This window comes from Psychrobacter sp. CX14, from assembly GCF_057396205.2.
Genome location: NZ_JBXYJI020000002.1, coordinates 1 through 23,210, shown reverse-complemented (window position 1 = coordinate 23,210; position 23,210 = coordinate 1). Strand labels below are relative to the sequence as shown.

The window sequence follows — 23,210 nt, the reverse complement described above, 5'->3', positions numbered from 1 at the left end:
TAATGTTGCTTCAATCTCTTTCAATTCAAAGCTGTGCTCACGAGCTTGCATGATCAGTGGATGGACAGTTGGTTCAATATTGTCATCCCCGTATAATCAGCTCTTCATACAGCTTTTCGCCAGGACGCAGGCCACTAAATACTATTTCAATATCACCTTCGGGATGTGTATCGTCTTTATCTCATAGCCACTGAGATGAATTCATACGTCGTGCCAGATCAACTATCTTAACAGGATTACCCATATCCAGTACAAATACTTCCCCGCCTTGTGCCATTGCGCCTGCTGGATCACTAGGTTCGCAGCTTCAGGTATGGTCATAAAGTAGCGTGTTACTTCAGGATGGGTTACCGTAATGGGCCCGCCCTTTGCAATTTGCTTAGTAAATAGGGGCACCACGGATCCTGATGAACCTAATACATTACCAAAGCGAACCATACTAATATCGTACTGCTCTTTTGCTCACTAAACCTTGACACACCAGCTCTGCCAGTCGTTTAGAAGCACCCATAATATTGGTAGGACGTACTGCTTTATCAGTAGATATCAATACAAAAGTTTCAACTTTTGACTCTACCGCCGCGTTAACACAGTGATAAGTGCCCTTAGCATTATTAATCGCCCCTTCAAAGGGGTTAAATTCAACAATAGGGACGTGTTTATACGCTGCAGCATGGTATACCGTCTGTATGTCATACTGATTAAATACTTTAATTAACTTATCTTGGTTGTTTACATTACCGAGTAAAGCAATGATCTCAGTATGGGGATGATCAGGATGTTGAGCTTGCAAGCAAGTAGATCTTGATGGATGGCATATAGCGCATATTCAGACAACTCATAGAGGACCAAACATTTAGGACTATTTTTAATAATCTGCCGACACAGTCACTACCGATAGAGCCACCAGCGCCAGTGACTAATACATTCTTGTTTTCAATATTTTTAGCCAGTAGTTTTTGATCGGGTTCTACCGTTTGTCGATCCAGTACATCAAGGATATCCACTCGGCGCATGGTACTGACCGTGACTTTACCTTCTGCGATATCATGTAGGCTAGGCAGTTGCTTGATTTTGACTGACATTTCGGTAAGGCGATCTATGATGTCACGTCGACGTTGGCGACTGACGGAGGGCATAGCCAAAACACCTGCGCCACATTTAGGTCAGAAACCAGTTTCTCAATGTGAGTGGCAGGGTAAATCTTTTTGTTTAAGATACGTCCACCAGTGAGACCATTATCATCATCGACAAAGGCTACCACTTGATAGCGTGGGGAAGTTTGTAAGGCATCTAGCAAGGCTGTACCGGACGTCCCCGCCCCATAGATAATGACCTTATCTCGATCAGATGTACCGTGACCATCCGTATAGTAAACAGGCTTACCCTGTAGGCGCAGCAGTAAGTCGCGGAAGATAAGACGACTGCTCCATAGCCATATAAACAACATAAATAAATAGAGTAGCGGCACGGGAACGCGGGATACTGCTAATGCCTTCTAACAGATAAGCCACCGTAAATAGGATCAATATCCCCACAAACAGCAGCAATACCTTACGCATATCAGTATCAAAGAATATACGTGTCACGCCGCGGTAAAAGCCAATGAGGTATAGACCTACGATAGGTACTAAACCATATAAAGAGACCAATAAAGGACTGGCGTTGACATCGAGCACCCCTTGACGTAAAGACAACGCCAAAAATAAACACAGTATTGAAACCGCATAATCAACCGTTAGCAAAACCGCTTGCTTAGCGGGGCGCGGTAATTCTAATAGCCATTCAGCAACTTTTTTTAGCACAGTAGGTTGACCAAACTCAGTATGTTGATTTACTACTGCCTCACTATTGTGAGTTTGGCTTCTATTACTAATACCATTTTTATCATGACGGCTTTTATTAGGATTGTGTCGCATTTTGATATCGCTAGTTTGATGTTCTGGTCTATTAGATTAACACGGAGTGACTAACAGTTAGCATTTACCTTGCTTCAAGGGACATACTAACTTGCTAGTCTTTCGAATTACCATACGCATAGTTATAGTGGTAGCTATATTTGTCAGTGATGCTTGTACCACATCATTTAGCACGATACCATCTACCGTGATATTAGCCTTATGCATTTGATTAATCGCATAAGAGACCTGTCCTTCAATAGAATCATTATAGCGTACCACAATCAGTACTTTATCCGCATACTGTGCGGTAATCATCGCATCCGATACGGCTAAGATAGGCGGCGTGTCAATAATAATATAATCATAGACAGATACTAACTGTAGCACCATAGTCGCAAATTTATCAGTGGACAACAGCGAAGCAGGGTTATTCGGATGTTTACCTCGTGGCATAAAGTCAATAAATTCAAAGCTAGTCGGCTGTATATAGTCAGCAATAGTCAACCCAGCTGAGTCCGTTAAGTAGTCACCAAGTCCCATATTATGATTGACAGTAAAGATATGATGTAGCTCACCACGACGCATATCACCATCGATAATCAGCACCTTTTTATTTAACTGAGAAAACGTCTCTGCTAAGTTAGACGCAATAAAGGACTTACCAATACCAGGCGATTCACCACTGACCACAATGACTTTACCAGGCTTGCGATGAGTTAACTGTTCATCGTGTAGTTGGTTTCTATCACCCAGTACAGTCGTTATCTTACTCACAGGTGGCATGGCAAACATAAGCGCTGTACGTAGGCTTTTTATGCCTTCATAGCTCAGTCCATCGTGCTCGACGGTTGCAAGTAGACGGCGGTTATTTTTATTATTGTTTTTACTGAGATTAAAGGAGGTCTTAGAGCGTGGAATAGTGGCGATAACTGGTACGCCCGTCTTGGCTTCCAAACGCTCCGGATCTTTAACCGTATTACGCAGTAAGCTCTTAAGAAATACCAGTAAAGTACCCAGCATTGTACCTAGTAGTAATGCCAATACCCAAATTTGTAGCTTTTTAGGCGCAATAGGTTTGTAGGTACTAATCGGCATATCGACCACCCGTACATAACCAATCTCACCGGCGCGCGCAATCTTAAGCTGCTCGTAGTTCTTCAGCATGGTCAGATAAATTTCACGATTGATATCCATATCTTGTGATAACTGTAAGAACTGACGCTGTACTTCCGGTAGACCGGATAAGGTATCTTTTATTTCTTGACGACGTGCATTAAGCACTTCCAGTTGGTCATTGATCTGAATGACTAACGGATGCTCGTCAGTATAATAGGTCAACAGCTCGGCTTGCTTTAAGTTAAGCTCACTTAATTGCCGCTCTATTTGCGCACTCTCTTCTAGCAGTATTTCCGACTCTTTACTAACATCAATGGTGCCGTACTCTTCGCGAAACTTATTAAAAGCCTCTTCCGCTTGCTCGAGCTTTTCTTTTAACTGAGGAATCTGAGACTCCATAAACTCAATCGTCGTCGTGGTTTGCTGAGAACCACGCGCTAAGTTTTGATCCACGTAAGATTGCACCACATTGGACAATACTCGGCTCACTTGTTTTTGATCGTTGCCAGTGAGCGTCAGTTGAACAATACCGGTTTGCTTACCACGCTCAGAAACGGATAAATTTTGACTGAGTGCGTCAATAGCAGAGGGCGTTGACAGATTGCTGATACTAATGGTATGGCCTACTGCTGGTAATGCAGTAACTTGAATATGTATATCACCTTCTGGCGTACGTATGGTTACTGGTGTTCCTAAGTTACCAGTATAAGCAACAGTTTCTTTGTTTAATTCTGTACTTAACTCAAACCCCGAATCTGTTTTCACCAGATTAAACGTTTTACCTTGATAGGCCAACGGTACCTCAAAGTTTGCGATTTGTACTTGCCCGTCTCCAGTCTCTAAGAACACGCCTTTATCAGTGCTAGTCTGAGTAGGGACGCTTGACTGAGCAATACGATCTAGCGCGCCTATTGCAGGATCACTAACCCTTATATCTAGATGCAACTTGTCCACTACCGGCTCAAGTACCATACGCGACTTAATTAGCTCGCGTTCAGTCTCAGCAGGGCTGGTACTTTCACCCACCAGTTCAGAGATGTTGCTACCTAATGCAGCGATGCCAGAAGACTTATCATCGATTTGGATCAGCGCATCTGTTTTGAAAGTTGGCTGCACAAATCGACTATAAGTAAAACCTAGTATCAGGCCGATTAACGCACAGCCAAGGATGATCTTCCAGCCTTGTAATAAGGTCAGCAATAGCGCAATCAGATCGATCTCATCGTCCTGTTGAGTGGTCGTATTGGTCGCAGGGTTTGGCACTGTTTTGCTCATAGGGTTTCGCTATATCTAAATCAGGGGTTAAATCGAGTGTTAAGTTTATACTAGCTCAGACGGCTCTATGTTTGCAGGTCGTTTGCCCGTCGTATGTAGAGCAAGACACCCTACACCAGTTTATCTTGCCAGTCGTCGATACTGGTGACGATGTCGTTATACGCCGTCTCAAATGCTGATATTTCATGTTTATAGGGGTCAGCAATGTCTTTATCGCGCCAGTGACCCAACTTAAAAGTCTTACCACGACAAAACGGCCAACGATCTTCGATCCATTTGGTTTGACTGTCTGACATGGTAAAGATCAGATCTGCTTTGCGTACCAAATCATCATCGATCTGTTTCGCCACATGGTCGCTAATATCGATCTCATTGTGCTCTGCCATGATTTTAATAGAGGCAGGGTCTGCAGGATGATCGACCAAAGCGCCCACACCAGCAGAGTCAATATGCTTATTGGGGAAGCGCTGTTTTAATAACGCTTCTGCCATGGGACTACGACAGATATTGCCGATACAAACTACCAATATATTGTCAAATGCCATAGGGTACCACTCAAAATATTAAACAAATAAAAATATAAAACTTATGCAAAAAAGCTAGATTTCGGTGATTCAGGCGACCTAGGGATTATTTATGAAGCCTCTGGAACTACTGTACAGCAAGCGAATAAATGATACCCAGTCGCCACAAATTCTAACTATGCATAAGAAATCATAAAACACTGCAAAACGCTAAAACAGACTAAACGGCGTTGACCATCTACAGCGTCGCTAACTGACGGATAGCGGTTGATGACGGTAAGATCGAGTTGATAAATCGTGACCAGCGCGTTAAGCCAGTAGGATCGACATAGACGATATCATTAGGCTGCATCTCAAAGCGATTGGCTAATGCCAAGTTGGTCACCGTTTGCAGATTAACATAATATATATCAGTATAAGAAGCGTTACCATGGTCGCGAACAATATAGATTTTTGCCGCATCTGCCGTTAATGGGTTTAAGCCGCGTGACTGTCCCATAACATGGGCTAGCGTTAACCCTTGTTCAGGTATTTCTACTGGTTCAATCTGTCCGAATTCACCCAATACATATACCTTATTACGATCTAAGCTATTTACATGGACTGAATCACCATCTTGTAAATAGATTTGATTCGCAGATATGCCCATTTCTTGTAGATCGCGTAAGCCTAGATGATACTGAGTACCATTACGTGTTAATACCACACTATTGGTGTCGCCTTCAGGTGTTTGTCCACCTGCTAAAGATATCGCACTGTATAGAGTTACTGGGGCATCCGCGATATTAAACTCACCGGGTTGACGCACTTCGCCATCGATAAAGAATTTACTGCCTCGGAAGTTAACGATCTTCACTTGAGGGTCAGGATACTTTAAATAACGCTGTAGTTGACTACGTAAGCTGGCAGTGAATTGACTCACGGTGAGTCCACTGGCCTTAACACGGCCAACCAATGGAAACTGGATATAGCCTTGTTGATCGACAGGATAGCCTGATGCGTAGGGGTTAGATGCATTAACGGATGTCGTATTAGGAGGTGTAATTTCCGGATAGCTAATCAGGTTAATGTTTAAGATATCACTGGTTGAGATACGATATTCAGAGCCACGAGATTTTGACCCACTCAATAACTCACGCACGCGTGAATTCTTCGTCCCTAAGCCTGGATGACTGTTATTCAAACCGCTATTAAGTGGGTGAAGAAGGTAAATTTGCTAAGCTTAATGGCTGAATATTAAATTGCATACCATTGTCTGCAATAAAGGCGCCTTGTGGTGGTAGTTCGCCAGATTGCAGACCAGAGTTTATACTGGTACATCCTGAAGTTAACCCGATAAGCACCGCTAAAGTGGTGCTAGTAAGCAATGATTGAGGACGTTTTAAAACATTCATGTTAACTTCTCTACCTTTTTTACGACGACGCTTTACAACAGCATAGGTCTTATCTTGTTGAGCTTAATACAATTAATTGAATTTAAATACGTCATTAAATTCAGTACATAAGACAGCTTGGATCTTTAATAAGTCTATATGCTTTATAAACTGTGCTCAAAATGTATACATTATTACCGCTATTTTAACACTAAATTAAGTGCGCTGTCTCAATATGCGCGTATCTTACTATAAAAAAGAGGATAGTTGCTATAGCAGTAGGGATTTAATAGTAGAGCCGATAGCAGTAAAATAAGCTCAAATATAGGCTAGAGTAGTAGTCATAGCACTAGGAGCAATAAACTTGCTTTCAATGGGCTTATTCTAAATATAACTTAAATCTTATACTCAAATCCTAGTCAGCTAAGAAAATTGTGCTTAAAGAGATCACTACCACCATTCAGGCTCAGTAACTTTTGTCTTGGCATCTTCTTCAACCTCAACTGTATTTTTTGGCACTTCGCTAATAAACCGAGAGATTTTGTCAAAATATCCTGAGAAGCTCGAAAAATAATTTGGCGCCGTTAAATACAAATGAGTTTTGGCTCGACTACATGCAACGTAAAACAGTTTACGTTCTTCCTCTAACGATTCAAAGTCGTCTAATGAGCGATGATGCGGCATTAAGCCATCTACCAAGGCATTAATAAATACCACTGGCCACTCAAGTCCTTTTGCACTGTGAATCGTCGAAATCGTCACTGCGTCATTGTCTTGCGCCGCAGCTTCGCCCTGGGTGGCAACAGAATCATTAGGCGGATCGAGCGCAAGGTTCTCCAAAAAGCGTTCAATACTCGCATGCTCTTGCGCCAAGCTCTTAAGTACGCGAAAATCTTCAGCACGTTCACGCCAATTATCTTCAATAGCCTTTAATACCGGCATATAAAATTCAATCAGTTTATTGATAATATCGGTTATCGATTCAGCCTGTTCGGCTTGAGTGAGCACATGATACAACTCAGCGAGCTGCTCATTATTTTTATTAAGCTTAGGGTCGCGCAGTGGTTCTAAAGAGTTGCCTTGCTGATTAATCGATTGGGTCAGTCTAGTCGCTGTAACACTACCAACCCCTTAAATAGCGTCAAAATACGGTGCCAAGAAATAGTGTCATTGGGATTATATAATTTTAACCAATGCCAAGATGTCTTTAATATGGCGTTTTTCAATAAACTTAATACCGCCAACTACGATAAAAGGAATACCGCGCTCCATAAACTCTATCTGGATATGGCTAGACTGAAAGGAGGTGCGCCCCAGTACTGCGAAATCATTATAGTCGTGCTCGGGCTTTAATTCGATGATTTTATCAGCAATATATTTGGCCTCTTGTGTCTCATTACTGCGTCGACAAAAGGACGGTTTAAGTCCTTGTATCGGCATATCTGAGAAGAGCTTCTTTTGATAGCCAAGAGTGATTTGCTCCGATAAGGCATTGACGTAATCGAGCACAGCGGGCGTACTGCGATAATTTTGCTCGAGTTTGATCAGCTTAGCTTCTGGTAGCTGTCGCCAAATAACAGGATGTTTTCATAATTAGCCCCGCGAAAGGCATAAATACTCTGATTATCATCACCGACCACCATTAACGATACATTTTCAGGCTCGCAGATATAGTCAATCAGCTGCTTTTGCGGAATATTGGTATCTTGATACTCATCGACCATCACATGACGGTAAGTGTCTTGCAGGATTTTACGGAACTGTTTGTTAGTCTTTAGGTGCATGACCACTTGACCGATAATGTCATCAAAATCATAAAGGTGATTGGCACGTTTATAATGATGAAACTCTTGAGCCAATTGTTCAATTGCATCTATATGAATGATTAAATCAGGATAGTCATTTTCAATTAAATCACGAATAAGGATGCGGCGATTGCGCGAAGTAGAGATAATATTTTGCAGGCGTTTTTTACGCGGGAAGGCCTGTTGGTGTTTTTGGCAGAATAGCCTTTTTCTTTACAAATAAGGTCAATCGCATCCTCACTGTCACCGGTATCTAAAATAGTGAATCTTGGGTTAATGCCTAACAGCCCCGAGTAGCGACCGCAGCAGCATATTACAAAACGAGTGAAAGGTGCCACTAGTAATATCATTAGGGTTTTGGTTATCCGGTAGGCGATCTGACAGTAAGGTTTTGACCCGACTTTTAATCTCATTAGTAGCTTTACGGGTAAAGGTAAGCAATAGAATACTATTCGGCGCTGCACCTTTTTCAATCAGGTAACTGGTTCGGTAAGTTAAGGTTTTGGTTTTACCAGATCCGGCGCCAGCAATAACAAGCGCTTTGCCTTGAATAGTAGTCGCTGCCAAGCGCTGACTTGGGTTTAATTCATTAAGATAATCGACAGACAGTTCTAAATCATCAACCTTTGAGTCATCATTGTTTTCAGATATAGATTCTGGCGTGATGAGATTGGCTTCAAGCTTTGCAATGGACTGACGTAGGTTACCAATCTTACCTCTGATGTCATCATGTAGCAGCGGATAAGTATAGGTATGGGTGTCAAATAAGGTGTCAGTCATAGTATCCCCTTTTTGGGTCATTGGCGGTCAAGGGTTCAAAAAGGAATATAAAGTAGGGCGTGTCCCTAATTGGATTATTGGGTCAAAAATTGTTTAAGAGCATGAGTGAATTGCACCGGCGCATCCATAGGTATAGCGTGGCCGGAATGTGCAATCTTAATAACAGTACTATTAGGTAGGGAGTCTGCGACTTTATATTGCCAAGCAGGGTCATATAACTTTGACCGACCGCCAATTAATAGCGTAGTGGGTGTCGAGGTTGTCAGTGCTTCTCGATAATCATAAGGTAGAGTCAGGTAAGCCTCTAGACCATGCAGCTTCTGTCGCCATGTCTTGTGCTCATAAAGTGCCAGTTTATGCGGCGCTTGATAGGCCATGGCATTCACCAACCAGCGCGATGAGGGGCGATCTACTGACATTAGGGAGAAAGCAGTCTCCATTTTGACGATTTGCTGTTTAACCGGATAAGGCAGATGGCTAAACTCAGTGATGGCTGTTTTTTGAGTGTCTAACTTATTGGTATAAGGTAGCGTGGCCTCAAGTACGTCACTAAACTGTTCAAAGACCTCCGCTTGTTTATCGCCAAAAACACCACCCTGCAATCAGGCTGATTATGCACAATCGGAGATTGGTCAATATTTAGATAACGACGCACTCGATTTGGGCGGGTACTGTTGTTTGGGCGGTCACTGTTGATAGTAGATTGACGAGCGCTAATTAAATCAACAGATGCAGCAGGTGAGTGCGGATGACGATTAAAATAGGCCCACATCACTAAGGCACCCATAGAAATCGCTGCCACATCTATCGATTCAGCCTGATGAGTATGACAAATATGCTCAAGCAACACGTCAACATCATCGGCATATTGCTCAATAAAATCAAACTGCGTTGAAGGGCTATCAGCCGCAAGTCCCCAACCACGCAAATGGGGTAGATAAAATTGAAACTGCTTTGTTAGCGGTAAAATAAAAGGCAGAAATTGCCGCGCGTCCATCCCAAAGGCATGTAACAGCAAAACAGGTTCGCCTTCGCCAATCACATTGACTGGAATCAAGAAGCCATCATCCGCAACCACATGTTGCAAACGTAGATGATACGGCTGCAACAAGCGACTGTTTAGTGGCAATCTATTTAATAGGGAGCTATTTAGTAGGGCGTTATTTAATAGGGGTTTTTTTTACTAGGGAGCTATTTAATAGATTGCCACTGACGACTTTTTTACCCAATACTTTAAGCATAGCTGTTGTCATTAAGCGTTAAAGTCTGGCGAGTCAATACATTCAACCACATTTAAATCAAAGCCAGATAGGGCGTTGAATTTCAGCGGGGTTGATAATAAACGCATATCACGCACGCCTAGGTGACGTAAAATTTGTGCGCCAACACCAATACTGCGGTAAGGCTGATTAGATAACGTCGATAGCGACTGATTATTGGTCGCCCGTTCTAATACCTCCCCAAGATCTACAGGCTCATTGTTACCAATCCACACCAACACACCACGTTCAGACTGACTGATCTCTTTTAGTGAGCTTTGCACGCTCCAACCACTACGGCCGGTTTCATCACGCTTAGCTGCGAATAAATCACGTAAAGGATGGAAGCCATGCACACGTACGGTACTCACGCCTTCGCTTGGATCGCCTTTGACTAAGGCTAAATGCGTCTCTGACGCACCATATTCTTGGAACTGATATAAGGTGAAGGTGCCAAAGTCAGTTTCAAAGGGGCGTTTATTCACCTCTTTTACGGTTTGCTCATTGGCAATACGGTAGTTAATCAAGTCAGCAATGGTACCAATTTTAAGGTCATGCTCTGCGGCAAATTTTCTAAGTCATCACGGCGGGCCATGGTGCCATCTGGATTGATAATTTCAACGATAACCGCTGCTGGCTCAAGGCCGGCTAGTCGGGCTAAGTCGCAGCCTGCTTCAGTATGGCCGGCACGGTGCAGAACGCCGCCATTTTGCGCCATAATTGGGAAAATATGACCGGGTTGTACGATGTCTTCTGCTTTTGCTGATGACGATACAGCAGCTTGAACAGTACGTGCGCGATCCGCAGCAGAAATACCCGTGGTTACGCCTTCAGCAGCTTCAATCGATACTGTGAAGTTGGTGCTAAATTTGGCTTGGTTACGGTCACTCATTAGCGGTAATTCAAGACGACGGCAGCGCTCTTCGGTCAAGGTCAAACAAACCAAACCGCGTGCATGGGTAATCATGAAGTTAATGGCTTCAGGATTGATGTGAGTGGCTGCTATAATCAAATCGCCTTCGTTTTCACGGTCTTCATCATCCATCAAGATGACCATTTTGCCTTCACGAATGTCTTCAATGATGTCTTTAATATTATCTAGTGCCATAGCAATGGATCTCTTTTATTGTTTAATAATGTTGTTTAGTCAAGGATTTTATAGGCGACCATTGTACCCCTAACTGAGGTTTAGTGCCATTAACTGCCATGAATCAACGGTATTGAAATGATTAACCGTATTCAGTGTGATTGAGCTTCTTATTAACCCTACTAAGATGATTTAATGCTACTAAGACGATCTAATAGCACTAAGATGATTTTGTATTGGGCTGCGATTGTAGCCACTGCATAAATTGTAAGCTGTGCTGCTCGCGTTGATTATCTGCATATTCATAAAACTGAGTACCGATTAGATTGTCAGGCAAATATTGCTGCGGATAATAATGATTTGGATAATCATGAGGGTAGACATAATCTTGACCGTAACCTTGTGCTTTCATCAGACCAGTGACGCCGTTACGCAGATGCAAAGGAACAGGCGACTGGTCTTTTTGTGCCAATGTCATGGCTTTATTAATGGCCATATAAGTGCTATTGCTCTTGGCAGAGGTGGCTAAATACACCACCACTTGACCCAAGATAATCCGTGCTTCTGGCATGCCAATCATTTTTACCGAACGCAGTGCGGCATCTGCTAATAACAGGGCATTTGGGTTGGCATTACCAATATCTTCACTGGCTAAAATCACCAAGCGGCGAGCGATAAACTCTGGCGGCTCACCAGATACGAGCATACGTGCCATCCAGTACAAGGCTGCATCAGGGTCTGAGCCACGTACTGATTTAATCATTGCCGAGATAATATCGTAGTGCTGATCGCCATCTTTATCGTAGCGCTGTAGAGTCGTCTGTGCCACACTGGCAAGTAGGTTATTATCAATCACAATTGGCGATTGGTTCTGATCAGCGGCTTGTACGGCCATCTCTAACAGGTTTAAAGATTTACGTGCGTCACCTTGGGCAAGCGCAGCAATTTGCTCTGCAGCATCAAGCTTAATATCAAGCGTCGATAAAATGACATCGGTTGTGATGGCGCGGTTTAATAGGGACTCAATCTGTGTTTTATCCAAAGGTTCAAGCCTATAAACCTGACAACGTGATAACAGGGCATTATTGACACTAAATGACGGATTTTCGGTGGTGGCACCAATTAGGGTAATATCACCGGATTCTACCGCGCCAAGTAACGCATCCTGCTGTGCTTTGTTAAAGCGATGAATCTCATCAATAAAGACCACAGGTGCGGCAAAATCAAGACCTGTCTGTCCAGATTTATTACCCGCATCGAGTACTTCACGTAATTGTTTCACTCCCGTATTAATCGCCGATAACGGATAAAACGGACGGCCTACCGCATCGGCAAGCAGCATCGCAATCGTGGTTTTGCCAATACCCGCCTCACCATGTAGTATCAAAGAGGGCAGATGACCATTCTCAACAAAGGCGGCGAATCGGTGCATGCTCTGCCAATAGATGAGATTGCCCAATGACTTCATCAAGCGATTTAGGGCGCAGGCGCTGTGCTAAAGGAATATCAGATTGAGCAGACGTGTTATAGCGATTGGACATAATAAGTGGTCAATACCTTGTTATACGATTAAATAAATTATTTATGGTAGAAGATTAAGGCCATATTGCTTATAGTCAAACTCTAAAAGAGCGACATGGCAGACGAGTAAACGTTATACGGCCTGCATATCAGGCAAGTCTAAAACGCTAGCGGTTTGGTTGTTTGCAAACTATAGCTCTCGATTACAACCGAAAATAGAGTCATTTGCAAGTTAACCGAGTGTAAGCGTTTATGAGATTTGTAAGAGTCGAGTGAGTAAGGTATCTGCCGCCTTGTAGTACGGCAGTAGTGCACGCATTATGAGAGCGGTATTTATTTCAAATTATTTTATGTCGAGACATTATCATGGCATTAAAGCGAGGGCGAGTGAATAAGTGGATGAAATAAACTCTGGCCATCGTCTTTGGTCAGTAAACCGACCAAACAAAGGACTCGGTTTTAAACGAGGCAGAGATTGCTATGGCGCATTCTGTGTTCGGTAATGATTTTGATGTGAGTCAGGTGCAATTAAAAACAGCTTGGTGGGTGCTTAAAAATTATGCAGTCAGTCCCAATGGCAATATTTATTTTAACGAGCAAGATTGGGTGGAGGATTTCTCTAAGGTATCTTTAGGCAAAAAAAGCTGGCTGATTCATGAGCTAACCCATGTATGGCAATTGCAGCACGGCTTAAAAGTCGTCAGAGCGCATTAATTAATCGCCGTTATGATTATGCGTTTGAAGAGGGTAAATCGTTCTTTAAGTATGGTATCGAGCAGCAAGCGCGCATGGTACAAGATTATTTTGTCAGACGAGAGCAGGGTCAAGAGTGCCAACAATGGCAGGCGTGTATCCCATTTTTAAATAATAATGATTTGACCAAAGCTTAGTCGCCCTGATATAACAGCCAAACATTTAAGCAGGCTTTTAACCAGATATTTAAGCAGGTGTTAGAATAGATAAAGACAATAATAAGGTAGGATATGATACATAGAGAGTTTGATATGAATAAGGAAGTTCACCTTGCTAAACGGCAGTCGCTTAGCAAGGCGCTGTCTGCCATTCTACTAAGTAGTGTGGTATTGGCCGGTTGTCAGCCTAATACGGAAGCCGAGTCAGAAGAAACAACCGTTTCCGAGACGGCTCAATCTACTAATCCAGAAAATGCGGTGCCGATGAGCGATGCTGCAAAGGCTACTGTGGAAGAATTTGAAGCAGAGTTTGTGGCAAAGATGCTGAATGTACAGGAAAGCCAGTTAGCAGAATACGAAGCACTGCAAGCGGCGGATAAACCCGATGGGTCGTTATTGGATACTGCTATAAGTAATAATGATGCCGATACAGAAGCGGGTAGTCCTGTGGCCGGTAATCAGACCAATGCGACGACCAATAATGGCGCAGCAAACACGGACATCCAAAACCCCAATGCTAAGCTTGAATCAGAAACTCAAGCAACAGCATCGACCGAACAAGCGCAGACCGATAATCAAATCACTACTCAGTCGAATACCGCAGATAACCGTCAGGCAACAAAAGCGGCGGACGATACTGGTGATGATACTGATATCGATAATATTGAAGCATTGGCATTAGAGAAGCTGCCTTTGATTAACAATACAGCTTTGGTAGCGCCGCAAATGTTGACTGCCAATGAAATCAGTCGCCGTTATAACGTGGCGCTGCAATCACTGTATTTGCCTGAAGAGGTGCCGCTGCCTGCTGAAGCGATGGATACCTTGCTTAATATTGCGACGCTAACGCCAGATTTATTTGCGAACTCGGAGCTTGCTCAGCGTTTGGTGATTAAGAGCCCTGCATTAGCACGCTTATTACGTCAATATCAAACGTGGCAGCAAATTCAACTACAGCAAAGCAAGGAGCTTGAGAGTCTACAGCAGAAGCAGTCAGAAGAGTTTGATAACTTGGTTAGAGAGTTTACCGGCAAAATTGAAAGTTATGATGAGCAGATTGCTAAGTATGAAGAGCGTCTAAAAGAGTTTGAATAGATTTATCTATAGTCATAGGCAACTAAATGAGATACAAGGCAACCGAGTGCAAGTACTACTCTAGTAGGCTTAATGAGGTTAACGCTGTAGCTCTTTAGTTTGGCTAAGACTATAAATGCTTGTCTTAATTGAAACAATATTAATATCAACAAAAAGCCCTCGAGATTCTCGAGGGCTTTTTATTATCCAAAAAGATAGCTAATTAATACGAATGGCGACTAATTATCAGCAGCTATCAGTATTGATTATTTGCGGTCTTCAATCTTAACAAAATCACGCTTAGTCTCACCAGTATATAACTGACGTGGACGACCAATCTTGAACGGTGCGCGGTGCATTTCGATTAAGTGGCTAATCCAACCTGACGTACGGCCTAGAGCAAAGATTACCGTAAACATAGAGGTTGGGATACCAATCGCTTTAAGGATGATACCTGAGTAGAAGTCAACGTTTGGATATAGGTACGTTTAACAAAGTACTCGTCTTCTAGAGCGATTTTCTCAAGCTTCATAGCAAGCTCAAGCTTAGGATCAGTGATACCTAGAGCGCCCAATACTTCATCACAGGTCTCTTTCATTACTTTAGCGCGTGGGTCGAAGTTTTTGTAAACGCGGTGACCAAAGCCCATTAGCTTCACTTCTTTGCGTTTCACTTTTTCCATAAACTCTTCAACGTTATCGACAGTGCCGATTTCATCAAGCATTTTTAGAACCGCTTCGTTAGCGCCGCCGTGTGATGGGCCCCATAGTGCAACGATACCTGCAGCGATACACGCATAAGGGTTAGCACCAGTAGACGCAGTTAAACGTACAGTAGACGTTGAAGCGTTTTGGCTCATGGTCAGCATGTAGGGTGAAGATTTTGTCCATTGCTTTTGCAAGGATTGGATCTACTTTGTAGTTTGCGTCAGACGCATCACCAAACATCATGTATAAGAAGTTTTCAGCATAGTTGAAGTCATCACGTGGCTCAACAAAGCTTTCGCCTTTAGTATGACGGTAGCACATAGCAGCAAGTGCTGGAATCTTAGCGATTAGACGAACAGCAGTAGCTTCTTGAGTCTCTTCATCAGCGATGTCTAGACCGTCGTGATAAACAGCGGCTAATGCGCCCATTAAGCTGATCAACATTGCCATTGGGTGAGCATCTTTACCGAAGCCGTCAAAGATGTTGCGGATTTGCGCGTCAACTTCTTTGTTGTCTTGGATTTTGCTGTAGAACGCTTCTTTTTGCTCAGCAGTGGGTAGCTCGCCGTTTAATAGTGCATAGCAAACTTCTAGGTATTCTGCATTGTCAGCAAGTTGGTCGATTGGATAACCACGGTGTAATAACTCGCCTTTCTCACCATTAATGAAAGTGATTTGAGACTCAACAGGCGCGGTTACTTTAAAACCTGGATCATATGTCCAATAGCCTGCACTTTGGAATGCAGCAACATCAATTACTGGATGGCTAGTGTGCCTCTAAGAATGGGTAGTTCGTGCTCTTCGCCATCTACCTTTAAATATGCAGTATCGTTAGCCATAAAATCCTCTTGATTATTGGAATAAATAGTAAATTTGGAATGATAACTTCTATAAAATGGGCATGGTCAGACAATCTAACTCGACTGTACCAACACTGCGATTATTCTATGCTGAAGTTACCGGGTATGACACTTAAAACGTGTTAAAAAATCAAAAAACAATACGCTCGTTATTTGTATTCACTGATTATAAAGCCTGCTAAAGTCCGTTAAGTCATAGCGGCATGGCCATTATGCTTTTTTCGATTCCATTTGTGGCACACGATACTCATTCAAAAAACAATATGGAGACTGTGTCACAAAGGCTTTGGCCGAATTCTGGTAAGGCATAAAACGAGACGACTGATATATTACCAGTTAATACAATCAATTGAAAAAAACATTTATAACGTAAGCACTACCCCCTAGTCAATGTTTGTTGCCTATTTTAATTGTTTTTAACCAAGCGGTAGTTTAATGCTTTGTAAATGAAGATGAGATCAATTTTGAAATGCCAAAATGAAGCCAAGCTTTGTATTTTATAAAAATAAAGTGTTTTTTGGTGAAAAAAGGGGCGGGGATTTCCGGTAATTATTACACTTAAAGCCAGACTAAGCAGAGGTTAAGTAACATTAAACTAACACGAGATAGCAAAAGTATCGTGGTGAATCTGTAATAAAAAATAGACAATAACCCTATTAAGAGTAGCCTTAAGGCTAGCAAGAGGGTTGTTGTTTTAGTATTTTATTTGTAATTGATAGAAACAAACTCTATAATTACTGCGTTCCAGATGCTGGCTTGTAATTTAACTGAGAGTTAATACGTTATAGGACGTTGATTTATAATTATTATTAGTTGTTGTTTGATATTAATTATAAATTTATAGGAGAGTCTCCTAGTTATCTCATTTGGTTAATTCTTTAATAGTCGCCAACGCTTTTCGAAACTGTCAGATATGCATCGCCTATTTTGTTTGTTTGACCGTATGCAGCCTATCATAGCTCCTTATTTTAGCAGTGCATATCCAATCAAGCAGTAACTATTAAGTAGTACGTTGTCTGTAGATAATAGGTAGTGCTTGCCGTTTCGTATAACAGTGTCAGCTCTAGCATCGAATTCTTATACTCTAAGCTTTTTTTAAAATTAAAAAATAATTTTAGAGTGCTGTAAGCTTTACAGTACGGCTAAGTTCTTTATTTAGCCAGTTAGCTACTCCTTAACTTATCCGTCTCGTGTGTGCTTTATTCGTAGCTACTTAAGAAATTACTCGTAATTTAAGTAATGGGTTAGGTCGCTGTGATGTGTAAGCGATAACATGAGTGTCAACCGTAAAAGGACGCCCGCTGTGAAAAGCAACCGACCGATTAATCTGCCACTTAGCCAAGTGATAAGCGTTAACAGCTCACCTACGGCAAGAGCTTCGATTTTGCATCGTATTTCAGGGATTATTCTGTTCTTACTGATTCCCGTCATGCTGTGGCTTCTACAAACTTCTTTATATTCTCCTCACCACTTTGCTGCTGTGTTTGACAATATTGTCCTACGTTTTATCGTATGGATCTTTGTTGCTGCGACGGCTTACCACTTCGTTATGGGTATTAAGCATTTATTTGCGGATATGGGCTTTAACGAAGAGCTTAAGTCAGGCAAAACAGCATCAGTTGTGAGTTTTGTTATTGCCGCTATATTGATAGTGCTATCATTTATATGGGTGATGTTCTAATGAGAAATGATTCTGGAATTAAAAGTGCGACTGGCCTAACAGGTTCAGGCTCGCGCGATTGGATTATGCAGCGTATCAGTGCCGTTGTATTGGCCGTATATGCTGTAGTGATGGTAGGCTTCTTCCTAACTCATGGTGATGTGCACTATGAAGAGTGGGTAAGATTCATCATGAGCATGCCGATGCGTCTATTAAGTTTAGTCGCAATTATTGCACTAGCGGCTCATGCTTGGGTAGGTATGTGGACTGTATTTACCGACTACATTAAATCAACTGGCTTACGCATTGTGTTGCAAGCCGCTATGATTATCGCAATTTTAGTGTATCTATTTTGGGGTGTCATGATTTTTTGGGGTCGCGGTATTATTTAATCTAAGTGGCTGCTTTAAGCTTAGGAATCTGCTAAGACAAGGCGTGCCGCTTAAGTGACATTAATACTTAAACCAACTCTAAATAAAAGTGAGCCTGTCTGGTAATGTGAGGCTATATTAATCGGCTAAAATACGCTATGTGATTTGTACATTCAGTAGTTATTTAAGAGATTTTAGTGGCAGTATTTTAGTAATAACTGACTTAATATAGCGCCCATCGCCAGCTAATATGACGACTAACGTATTCATTAGGAAAACGTAATGGCAACTAGACAAGACAATACAATTAGCAATATTAAAACCCTAAATTACGACTCTGTTATCGTTGGCGGTGGCGGCTCAGGTATGCGTGCGGCGCTACAATTGGCCGAAGGTGGCATGAAAGTCGCCGTTATCACCAAAGTATTTCCAACCCGTTCGCACACTGTTGCGGCGCAGGGTGGTATTGGTGCAAGCCTTGGTAACATGAGTGATGATAACTGGCATTTCCATTTTTACGATACTGTAAAAGGTTCTGACTGGTTAGGCGACCAAGACGCTATTGAATATATGTGCCGCGAAGCACCAAAAGTAGTGTATGAGCTTGAGCATATGGGTATGCCATTTGACCGTAACCCAGATGGTACTATCTATCAACGTCCGTTTGGTGGTCATACCTCAAACTATGGTGAAAAGGCTGTACAACGTGCTTGTGCTGCAGCTGACCGTACTGGTCATGCGCTACTGCATACGCTATATCAAAAGAACCTTGAGAAAGGCACTGAGTTTTTCATCGAGTGGATTGCGCTTGACTTGATTAAAGATGAAGAAGGCAACATCAACGGCGTTGTCGCTATCGAACAAGAAACAGGTACTGTTGCGGTATTCCAAGCAAACCATACTGTTCTTGCTACTGGTGGTGCTGGTCGTATCTTCTCGGCATCTACTAACGCTTATATCAACACCGGTGACGGCCTTGGTATGGCAGTACGCGCAGGTATTCCATTACAAGATATGGAGTTCTGGCAGTTCCACCCAACGGGTGTATTCGGTGCCGGCGTACTATTAACCGAAGGTTGCCGTGGTGAAGGCGCTATCTTACGTAATAAAGATGGCGAAGCATTCATGGAGCGTTATGCACCAACTGTTAAAGACTTGGCACCTCGTGACCTAGTATCACGTTCAATGGACCAAGAAATTAAAGAAGGCCGTGGTTGTGGCCCTAATGCTGACCATATCGTAATGGATATGACTCACTTAGGGGTTGAGACCATTATGAAGCGTTTACCATCAGTGTTTGAGATTGGTAAAAACTTTGCTAACGTTGATATCACTAAAGAGCCAATTCCAGTTATCCCAACCATTCACTATATGATGGGCGGTATTCCAACCACTATTCATGGTCAGGTTATTGTTCCTGATTTGGACAGTGGTCCAAACGAAGAAGGCTTATACACTGAAGGTAAAGTAGTTAAAGGCTTATACGCTATCGGTGAATGTGCTTGTGTGAGTGTTCACGGTGCGAACCGTTTAGGTACTAACTCACTGCTTGACTTGGTTGTATTCGGCCGTGCTGCTGGTAAGCACATCACTGATTGATTACCATCATGCAGACCACAACTACAAGCCAATCGATCCACGCGTTCTTGACTATACTGTTGGCCGCTTAAACAAATTGCAGCAATCAACTCAAGGTCACAACGCACAAGACGTCGCTGATGAGATTCGTGCATTGATGCAGAAGCACGCCAGTGTATTCCGTACTCAAGAATTAATGGACGAAGGTGTTGAGAAACTATTGGCGCTAGGCGAGAAAGTGGAGAATATTCATCTTGCTGATAAGTCACAAGTATTTAACACTGCGCGTATTGAAGCATTAGAAGTGGCTAACCTTTATGAGGTCGCTAAAGCAACAATGATTTCAGCATCAAAACGTCACGAATGCCGCGGTGCGCATACCGTACTTGATTATGATCGTCCAGAAGATGATCCAGTTGCACCAAACGGTCGTAACGATAACGAGTGGATGAAGCATACGCTTTGGTATTCTGAAGGCAATAAGGTTATCTATAAGCCTGTTCGCAAAGTACCACTGACTGTTGATTACGTTGAGCCTAAAGTACGCGTTTACTAATTTACCGGTAGGTTAGAGGCGATAATCGTTTTTCTAACCTACTTATAGAAACGCTTAAATAAGCTATTTGACGTTAATTTTTGAATTTAATTTTTAAATTAGTAAAGCTGTTTTATCAGATGTCAGATTTTAATGCGTTTGAAAAAACAGCTCTACACCGTGTGGAGTTAGCACTATGAGCCGAGGTACTCGCACCATTGAGTTATACCGCTACGACCCCTGATAAGGACGCAGCCCCTTACATGCAAACATATACGGTTGAGCTTTTAGACTCAGATCGTATGTTGCTTGACGTTTTACTACGTTTGAAAAAACAAGATGAAAGCATTACTTTCCGCCGTTCATGCCGTGAAGGTATTTGTGGTTCTGATGGTATGAACATCAATGGTAAAAACGGATTGGCATGTTTGCTTAACATGAACACGCTTCCTGAAAAAATTACCATTCGTCCATTACCAGGTTTGCCAGTTGTACGTGACCTAGTTGTGGATATGAACCAGTTCTATGAGCAGTATGAGAAAGTTCATCCTTTCTTAATCAACGAACAGCCTGCACCGCCAACAGAGCGTCTACAATCTCCTGAAGACCGTGAAAAGCTAAATGGTCTTTATGAATGTATTCTATGTGCATGCTGTTCAACCAGCTGCCCATCATTCTGGTGGAACCCTGATAAATTCTTGGGCCCATCTGCGCTATTGAATGCTTACCGCTTTGTTGCCGATAGCCGAGATAGCGATACCCAAGCTCGTTTAGCACGTCTTGATGATCCGTTCAGCTTATTCCGCTGCCGTGGTATCATGAACTGTGTATCGGTTTGTCCGAAAGGCCTAAACCCAACGCGTGCTATCGGCCATCTACGTAACTTACTACTTGAGCAAGCGGGTTAAGCGTGCTCTTTATTATTAAGTTTTAACTGTTACAGAATAGATAGCATATATTAGCGATACTTTACGTGATTACGACAGACCTCTATTTGTTGATAGGGGTCTTTTTTTGTTAAAATTGCGTTAGTGCGAATGATGAACATTTAGTTTCTAAATATCTACTATTGAACAAACAAACGATGAAGATTTAGGTTCCATGTTACCCTTATATTCAGTGAGCAACTGTAGCCTAAACTATCGTAGTCTAAACCTATAAATAATAAATAAATGTTCAGGTAAGTTAAGTACGCATAAAACTGGACGGTATCTGCATCAAAGTAGGTAAGAGGTGCCGGCTTTTATCGTTGTCATAAGACTGGCATCGTTTTAAGTCAAAATAAAGGCTAAAAGCGGTGTTATTTGGCAAGACTATTAAAATAAAAGCCGCCGATAGTCTTAAAGTTGTACTTTGTACCCTAAACATACAACACTCGCTATAACTGTGAGTAAAATAAACACTAATCTAGGTTACGGATAGCGAAAAGAGAGAGTAAAATAGAGGGTTTTTAATGGTCAATAGTGCCGTTTACTCTCAAATATGCATTCTGGTGGTATAAATAGAAGAATAATGGCTTATCATTTTTAGAGTCGCTTGTATAAGCCACTATAAATTTGCACTAAGCATCCCATAATGTTGAATCATCCATAGCCAGTGTGACTTAATCGCGTTTTATTTTAATTAAACCTTAATGTAAATAAGAAAAGACTATGAATACTATGAATCAAGATGTCCAAAAAGCCGCGGCCACAGAGCTTGCTGGAGACAATGCAAGCTATATTGAGTCTCTATATGAGCAGTATCTACAGGATCCAGACAGTGTAGATGCTGACTGGCAAGCCTATTTCAAAGAATTTGAGACAGGTAACGATGCACTGCATCATGTCATTCAAGATCAGTTCTTACTACTTGCTCGCAACCAAACTGCGAATAAGCTACCTGCTGTAGGGGCTGCTAGTAACACTGGTGCACAAGGTAACAATGTCGCCAACTGTGTTGACCCAAGACAGATGGGTGTGCAGAAGCTTATCTCGGCTTATCGTCGTCGTGGTCACCGCCGTGCACAGCTTGATCCTTTACAGCTACATCCACGTGCTGAAGTAGAAGATCTAACGCTTGAATTCCACGGGCTATCAGAAGCGGATTTAGACACCGTGTTCCCGACCAGTGATTTTAATATTGGTAAGCCTGAAGCGACACTTCGTGAAATTATTGAAATTGCTGAGCGTGTTTACTGCCGTCACATTGGTCTTGAGTACATGCACGTGACAACCAGTACTGAAAAGCGTTGGTTTGAAGAGTACGTAGAAACCAATTTAGGCCATATCAAATTTGATGCTGAAAAACGCAAATCAATTCTTGAGCGTTTAACGGCTGCTGAAAGGTCTAGAGAAATACTTAGCACGTAAATACACTGGTGTTAAGCGTTTTGGTCTAGAAGGTGGTGAAGCTTCATCCCTGCTGTTCACGAAATCATTCAACGTGCTGGTGGGTATGGTACAAAAGAGATGGTTATCGGTATGGCTCACCGTGGTCGTCTAAACTTATTGGTAAATATCTTGGGTAAAAACCCAGCTGATTTGTTTGATGAGTTCGATGGTAAAGTCGTTCCTCAAAAAGGTTCAGGCGACGTTAAATACCATAATGGTTACTCTTCAAACATCATGACCCCAGGTGGCGAAGCGCATTTAGCTTTAGCGTTCAACCCATCGCATCTTGAAATCGTCTCTCCTGTATTAGAAGGCTCTGTTCGTGCGCGTCAAGTACGTCGTAACGACACAGACGGTAATCTAGTATTGCCATTAGTTGTCCATGGTGACGCTGCGATTGCTGCACAGGGTGTGGTTCAAGAAACTTTCCAAATGTCACAGACTCGCGCCTATACCACAGGTGGTACGGTTCACTTAGTTATCAATAACCAAGTGGGCTTC

15 protein-coding genes and 9 pseudogenes are annotated in these 23,210 nt (G+C 42.4%); 7 read left to right on the top strand and 17 right to left on the bottom strand.

Annotated elements, in window-relative coordinates; all coding sequences use genetic code 11:
- Nucleotides 1–82 precede the first annotated feature (82 nt).
- The 16 genes and pseudogenes from AC2SLO_RS12480 to AC2SLO_RS12405 form a co-directional block, all read right to left on the bottom strand.
- A pseudogene (locus tag AC2SLO_RS12480) lies at nucleotides 83–438 on the bottom strand (polysaccharide biosynthesis protein).
- A 1-nt stretch (nucleotide 439) separates the two neighbouring features.
- Nucleotides 440–793 (bottom strand): polysaccharide biosynthesis protein, encoded by a 354-nt coding sequence (locus AC2SLO_RS12475; protein WP_495637116.1) that lies wholly within the window; start codon nucleotides 791–793, stop codon nucleotides 440–442.
- Nucleotides 774–1,139, bottom strand: a complete 366-nt coding sequence (locus AC2SLO_RS12470; RefSeq protein WP_495637115.1) for a hypothetical protein — start codon at nucleotides 1,137–1,139, stop codon at nucleotides 774–776. The genes AC2SLO_RS12475 and AC2SLO_RS12470 overlap by 20 nt, the downstream gene beginning before the upstream one ends.
- The gene (locus AC2SLO_RS12465) at nucleotides 1,100–1,450 is read right to left on the bottom strand and encodes a PglD-related sugar-binding protein (RefSeq protein ID WP_495637114.1); all 351 of its coding nucleotides are present in this window, start codon (nucleotides 1,448–1,450) and stop codon (nucleotides 1,100–1,102) included. The genes AC2SLO_RS12470 and AC2SLO_RS12465 overlap by 40 nt, the downstream gene beginning before the upstream one ends.
- On the bottom strand, nucleotides 1,383–1,919 hold the full coding sequence (locus AC2SLO_RS12460) for a hypothetical protein (RefSeq protein ID WP_495637113.1): 537 nt from the start codon (nucleotides 1,917–1,919) through the stop codon (nucleotides 1,383–1,385). Before AC2SLO_RS12460 ends, AC2SLO_RS12465 begins: the two co-directional genes overlap by 68 nt.
- Before the next feature lie 57 nt (nucleotides 1,920–1,976).
- Nucleotides 1,977–4,292: a polysaccharide biosynthesis tyrosine autokinase gene (locus AC2SLO_RS12455; protein ID WP_495637112.1), complete on the bottom strand. Its 2,316-nt coding sequence runs from the start codon at nucleotides 4,290–4,292 to the stop codon at nucleotides 1,977–1,979.
- A gap of 110 nt (nucleotides 4,293–4,402) precedes the next feature.
- Nucleotides 4,403–4,837, bottom strand: coding sequence for a low molecular weight protein-tyrosine-phosphatase (locus AC2SLO_RS12450; protein WP_486541497.1), 435 nt, complete (start codon nucleotides 4,835–4,837; stop codon nucleotides 4,403–4,405).
- A gap of 217 nt (nucleotides 4,838–5,054) precedes the next feature.
- Nucleotides 5,055–5,999: a polysaccharide biosynthesis/export family protein gene (locus AC2SLO_RS12445; protein WP_495637111.1), complete on the bottom strand. Its 945-nt coding sequence runs from the start codon at nucleotides 5,997–5,999 to the stop codon at nucleotides 5,055–5,057.
- 7 nt (nucleotides 6,000–6,006) lie between these two features.
- Nucleotides 6,007–6,210, bottom strand: a complete 204-nt coding sequence (locus tag AC2SLO_RS12440) for a hypothetical protein (RefSeq protein WP_495637110.1) — start codon at nucleotides 6,208–6,210, stop codon at nucleotides 6,007–6,009.
- A gap of 429 nt (nucleotides 6,211–6,639) precedes the next feature.
- Nucleotides 6,640–7,197 carry a 3'-5' exonuclease gene (locus AC2SLO_RS12435; protein ID WP_495637109.1) on the bottom strand — a complete coding sequence of 186 codons (558 nt, stop codon included), beginning with the start codon at nucleotides 7,195–7,197 and terminating at the stop codon, nucleotides 6,640–6,642.
- A 168-nt stretch (nucleotides 7,198–7,365) separates the two neighbouring features.
- Complete coding sequence (locus AC2SLO_RS12430) at nucleotides 7,366–7,698, bottom strand: 3'-5' exonuclease (RefSeq protein WP_495637108.1); 333 nt, start codon at nucleotides 7,696–7,698, stop codon at nucleotides 7,366–7,368.
- 35 nt (nucleotides 7,699–7,733) lie between these two features.
- A pseudogene (locus tag AC2SLO_RS12425) lies at nucleotides 7,734–8,774 on the bottom strand (UvrD-helicase domain-containing protein).
- 74 nt (nucleotides 8,775–8,848) lie between these two features.
- A complete protein-coding gene (locus AC2SLO_RS12420) occupies nucleotides 8,849–9,376 on the bottom strand; it encodes an alpha/beta fold hydrolase (RefSeq protein WP_495637107.1) in 528 nt (175 codons plus the stop codon).
- The gene (locus tag AC2SLO_RS12415; protein WP_495637106.1) at nucleotides 9,283–9,885 is read right to left on the bottom strand and encodes an alpha/beta fold hydrolase; all 603 of its coding nucleotides are present in this window, start codon (nucleotides 9,883–9,885) and stop codon (nucleotides 9,283–9,285) included. Before AC2SLO_RS12415 ends, AC2SLO_RS12420 begins: the two co-directional genes overlap by 94 nt.
- 141 nt (nucleotides 9,886–10,026) lie before the next feature.
- Nucleotides 10,027–11,141, bottom strand: a pseudogene (gene ribBA, locus AC2SLO_RS12410) (bifunctional 3,4-dihydroxy-2-butanone-4-phosphate synthase/GTP cyclohydrolase II).
- 199 nt (nucleotides 11,142–11,340) lie between these two features.
- Nucleotides 11,341–12,661 (bottom strand): annotated as a pseudogene (locus tag AC2SLO_RS12405) (replication-associated recombination protein A).
- 460 nt (nucleotides 12,662–13,121) lie between these two features.
- Here AC2SLO_RS12405 and AC2SLO_RS12400 point away from each other — a divergent pair.
- Together AC2SLO_RS12400 and AC2SLO_RS12395 are read left to right on the top strand one after the other, a co-directional pair.
- Nucleotides 13,122–13,531: pseudogene (locus AC2SLO_RS12400) on the top strand (type IV secretion protein Rhs).
- A gap of 93 nt (nucleotides 13,532–13,624) precedes the next feature.
- Nucleotides 13,625–14,647, top strand: a complete 1,023-nt coding sequence (locus AC2SLO_RS12395) for a hypothetical protein (protein WP_486541509.1) — start codon at nucleotides 13,625–13,627, stop codon at nucleotides 14,645–14,647.
- Nucleotides 14,648–14,892: 245 nt separating this feature from the next.
- On the opposite strand, the pseudogene AC2SLO_RS12390 reads toward AC2SLO_RS12395, so the two are convergent.
- Nucleotides 14,893–16,172 (bottom strand): annotated as a pseudogene (locus AC2SLO_RS12390) (citrate synthase).
- A gap of 1,294 nt (nucleotides 16,173–17,466) precedes the next feature.
- On the opposite strand from AC2SLO_RS12390, the gene sdhC reads away from it, so the two are divergent.
- From sdhC to AC2SLO_RS12365, 5 genes and pseudogenes are all read left to right on the top strand, one after another.
- The gene (gene sdhC, locus AC2SLO_RS12385; protein WP_486541513.1) at nucleotides 17,467–17,874 is read left to right on the top strand and encodes a succinate dehydrogenase, cytochrome b556 subunit; all 408 of its coding nucleotides are present in this window, start codon (nucleotides 17,467–17,469) and stop codon (nucleotides 17,872–17,874) included.
- Nucleotides 17,874–18,245, top strand: coding sequence for a succinate dehydrogenase, hydrophobic membrane anchor protein (gene sdhD / locus AC2SLO_RS12380; RefSeq protein ID WP_486541515.1), 372 nt, complete (start codon nucleotides 17,874–17,876; stop codon nucleotides 18,243–18,245). The genes sdhC and sdhD overlap by 1 nt, the downstream gene beginning before the upstream one ends.
- 261 nt (nucleotides 18,246–18,506) lie before the next feature.
- Nucleotides 18,507–20,358: pseudogene (gene sdhA, locus AC2SLO_RS12375) on the top strand (succinate dehydrogenase flavoprotein subunit).
- A gap of 175 nt (nucleotides 20,359–20,533) precedes the next feature.
- Nucleotides 20,534–21,245, top strand: a pseudogene (locus AC2SLO_RS12370) (succinate dehydrogenase iron-sulfur subunit).
- A gap of 744 nt (nucleotides 21,246–21,989) precedes the next feature.
- Nucleotides 21,990–23,210, top strand: a pseudogene (locus AC2SLO_RS12365) (2-oxoglutarate dehydrogenase E1 subunit family protein); the annotation flags it as partial.